The sequence below is a fragment of the Veillonella sp. genome (assembly GCF_019414865.1).
Classification (GTDB): Bacteria; Bacillota; Negativicutes; order Veillonellales; family Veillonellaceae; genus Veillonella.
The window spans coordinates 1-3943 of the sequence record NZ_DXLG01000138.1 but is presented as its reverse complement, the minus strand read 5'-3'; the positions used below and the strand labels follow the sequence as shown (position 1 = coordinate 3943).

3 protein-coding genes are annotated in these 3943 nt (G+C 38.8%); all 3 read right to left on the bottom strand.

Features of this window, described 5'->3' with window-relative positions; translation table 11 throughout:
• Window positions 1-62: 62 nt before the first annotated feature.
• Window positions 63-404, bottom strand: a complete 342-nt coding sequence (locus QZ334_RS07380) for a hypothetical protein (RefSeq protein ID WP_295233249.1) — start codon at window positions 402-404, stop codon at window positions 63-65.
• A gap of 1732 nt (window positions 405-2136) precedes the next feature.
• Window positions 2137-2307, bottom strand: a complete 171-nt coding sequence (locus tag QZ334_RS07375) for a hypothetical protein (protein WP_295233246.1) — start codon at window positions 2305-2307, stop codon at window positions 2137-2139.
• Window positions 2308-2891: 584 nt separating this feature from the next.
• Window positions 2892-3431: a hypothetical protein gene (locus QZ334_RS07370; RefSeq protein ID WP_295233244.1), complete on the bottom strand. Its 540-nt coding sequence runs from the start codon at window positions 3429-3431 to the stop codon at window positions 2892-2894.
• Window positions 3432-3943 lie beyond the last annotated feature (512 nt).

Here is a 3943-nt window from a genome sequence, read left to right as displayed (position 1 = left end):
CTCATATACCTTTTTCCATATGAATAATCGCTCTTCTTTTGTAAACATATCCTTCTTTATTTTTATGGTATTATTTGACTGTATGCAGACTTTTCCATGTACACAATATTATGCTCCTGTCCAAATATCTTCTTTGCCGCCTCTTTCTTTATCGCACAATATCTTCCTGTACGATACGGATTCTTTTGATCTGATCCATCCTCGACTTCGATAATAAAACAGCCTCCGTCATCTATTATCTTTTTGCAATTGTCACATACTCCGCCCGTGCATATATGATGCGGTGCCTGCCCTTTGATGTTATTCCCTAATAAAGCAATCCCCATCTCTTCGCCACATATCATGCAGACTTCTATAGACGGATTCAATCCGTGCTCTGGATGTAATGTAATACCATCTTTCATTTTCTTTCCTCCTTTGTTTTTAATATTGTGTGAGATCGCCGGAATCGAACCGACCTACTGCACCATGAATCCCATAAAGCAAATGCTCCGATCTTCGCAGACGGGAGCATTCTGTCTAAAGCACAAGAAAATTAATGAAGAAATTTTTCTCACTTACGCCATAGCATCTAAAATAGCTATCAGCACTATTTCTATGACAAACATAATAGAAAATATCTTAAATGCCTTTTTCATATCGCTATCTCCTCCTTTTTATTTTTTTTTAGTTCCACAATAAACTGTTCCGGCTCTGCTCCGACCTACGTTCCACCTACAACCGCAGGCCTTAGCCCAAGGCGCCGCCTACTCCCCCTCTATGGCAGCCTGTTCGTACCTACAAATCCAATCTCCATCTATACAACTATCACTACGCGATAATAAACATTTATCCTTATAACAATCATAAAAAATACACCTATCACAACTGTAATCCTTAACGTCTACACAGCTAACTACCTTAGCATATACTATTCCATCACTACCTTCTATTCCTTTCACCCCAAAAATAGAACCTTCTACCTCCTTACTCAAATCTAAGTCAGGCGCAAAATCATATACGTTCATGTTGTTTATGTTTTAATTGTTATACATTCCGCTTGAAAAAAAAATACTCACATAATGCAGTCTTTAACCCTTACCTACAGAATGCTGTTTTAAAACGCTGATCTGTTGAATTTTGTGGGAAACCCCTACAAAATGCTGTTTTAAAACGCTATAAGTCTTGATTTTGTTGGTAGGGAGTGCCCTCCCTCTCCCCCTCTCCAACTCCCGCTAATCCTCCGGCTTTCCGCATAGAACCCACGCCCTACCGCCTCACTACCGGCATACGGAGAGCGCTACAAGCTTATACTCTGGCATGAAGTGTGGGGTATTTGGAGGTAATATTATTCCATAGAGAGAATAGAGAGTCTTCAGCCCACGCCCTACCGCCTGCTCCTCCTATCAAGATAGATATTTAAACCTATAATCAAAGCCAACAAAGAAAAGCAAAAGACCATTACAATATTATACTGATCCGGTCCGTACTCCAACATAGAGCGAATACCAACCGACAGAAAATAAAGGTCAGCTACTAATAAAAACCACCACATAAAATAAAAAAAAATACAATAAGTGTGCCCGAAAATACGGGTATTATAAAACCTAACTAATTGATAATCAAGCATACCTAATTTTTAAGAAAAATACAATAAGCCTGATTTTCAATCCATAGAGATGAAAAAGGCGGCATCCGACACCCTATTTTTGGGTCAGAAAACCGCCTCAAGTTTCGTTTTAGACCAATTTTAACGACATGATATAGACAAAATACCGGCATTATATCCGAATGGCCTTATTTTTGTTTCGTTTTAGACCAATTTTGTCCACGTCCGCCGTTCACTCTCAGAATATCCTACCCGTAAATAGAAAGAGTAGGATACGAAAATAGGGCTGCTCCGATATTCGGAACAACCCTATTCCTATTTAAATACTGTTTATGTTTTCCTTGACGTATGTTCGTGATGTATGAACTTTACGCTTACATTTATCCTTTCCTGTATCGGCATGATACGCTTCTTTAAGATCACGATACAACATAAATTCCCGATACGCTCTTTTCCGCTTTTCTTTAGCTTCTTTCCTGGACAGACCGCGAACGTCTACCATGTGAGATTTAAATTTCCTTTCCATTTTCTTTATGCTTTAATTATGATTAACCCCAGCGGTTAAGTGCTTCAATATAGAAACCTTCCGCCTCTTTGTACTCACTTTCGCTCAATGTTTCCACCGTCTCGATATAGTTACGCAATGTTATTTTTACGCAACTGTTTTTAGATTTATTGAACGCTTCAGTTAAAGCGTTGATCATTGCTTTCTTTTCCATGCTATTATATTATTTATAATTTAGAGGTTGATCCGGAATCGAACCGGACGCGCATTCCTATCCTATAGAGATTTTATGCTACAACCAACAGCCCGTAATTAGTACGTAGTTCTTGCGTACAGGCCCGTACTATGTTGTTATTATATTTTCCGTCTGCTACACAACTTAGCCACAAATAAAGGCGATTGTGTCCTTGCGTTTTGATACGGCACGTCCCTACATGGTAGGCTACATGCTTGTACCCTGTAATTTAATCTACAGCCTTGTTCTATTTTTTCGTGTAAGCAAGTAAGACACGTTCCGATCTGGAGATAAACCTCGTACAACGGCATGTTTTCCAAACTGTAATCACATACCTAACATGAATCACGCCTATTCGGGTGATTCATGCAGTAATACCAGCCCTTTAATTGCCAACGGCAAGGGCAACGGTATATCTATCTCCAATACGTAAAATAACTCTCTGCTTGTCAGCTTCAGTCTAAAGCATACGCGGGACGTGCACCCACTGACAACGGCGTACAAGCGCGTTTAACGGTACGCGTCAAACCTTTGGAGAGCTTAACGGCGCTCTCCGTGCCTTGTTACTGCTGGTTGCTTTCATGTGCGAGGTATTCACTTACACACTTTGCCACAGTGCGAATAGAATAAGATTTGATCTTAACAGCCACATAAGTAGCTTTATACTCGTCGTTTTCTTTTATCAACCATTTAGTGCTTTTTTTGGTCTCCAATGATTCGGCAGTAGTAAAACCAAATGATTTATATTCGCTACCGTAAACCACATTATCAGCGCACCAATCAGCCGTTTTAGCCTCAACGCCTTTCTCTTTGTCTGCATTGGTATCCTTATACACTTTAGAGTATAAAGCAAATTTAACAAATGTATCGTCAACTTTCGGTAACATTTGGCCACACACAGCTACCAGGCGTTTTTTATCCTTGGCGAGGGCTGCTACCTTTACAGCGTATTCTACTGGTATTTCCAAAGCCTTGCAAATAGCCTTTAGATCAGCTCCATTAGCAAATAGAGCGTTGTACAGTTTAACAGCACCTACCAAATTTGCAGCATTTTCTTTAATAACGACATTCTGTAGTTTGTTTACATTTTTTTTCGTAATCATATCCTAATATATTTTAATTGTTAAACAAATGATATTCAATTTAATAGCCAACGACGCTGGCAATTACAGATACAGATATAGTTAGCCCAACGGGTACACTATATAGGCTCACTGTGTTAACTCGTGATCTCTCTTAATCACATTGCAAATATACTACATTTACCATTACTACATATATATATGCTATCTTTTTTTTGTTAAATTGTATTAATTTCGATTCTATCATCTGATTATCAGCAATTTACAAAACATACAAGAGCGGTATTATACGCGTACATTAATATGTAGGATATATGCTTATTTAAGTGGCTTATAATCAATATGTTATAATAATACATTGATTATCAATAATTTAAATAAGTGATTGATAATCAGCGAGTTTTTAGGTTTGAGGTAAAAACGCGTTTCCGGTTTTCCAGCGAAGGGGGTGTGGGGGAGAAAACGCGTTTCGGTGGCGGGAGGTTCGTGATAGGTACCCCCTCTCTCCCATCACATAAACATCTTTCATATCC

What these genes read in the sequence shown, in the direction of transcription:
- QZ334_RS07380 (WP_295233249.1), bottom strand. Translation starts at nt 404, where the DNA reads ATGAAAGATGGTATTACATTACATCCAGAGCACGGATTGAATCCGTCT.
- QZ334_RS07375 (WP_295233246.1), bottom strand. Translation starts at nt 2,307, where the DNA reads ATGGAAAAGAAAGCAATGATCAACGCTTTAACTGAAGCGTTCAATAAA.
- QZ334_RS07370 (WP_295233244.1), bottom strand. Translation starts at nt 3,431, where the DNA reads ATGATTACGAAAAAAAATGTAAACAAACTACAGAATGTCGTTATTAAA.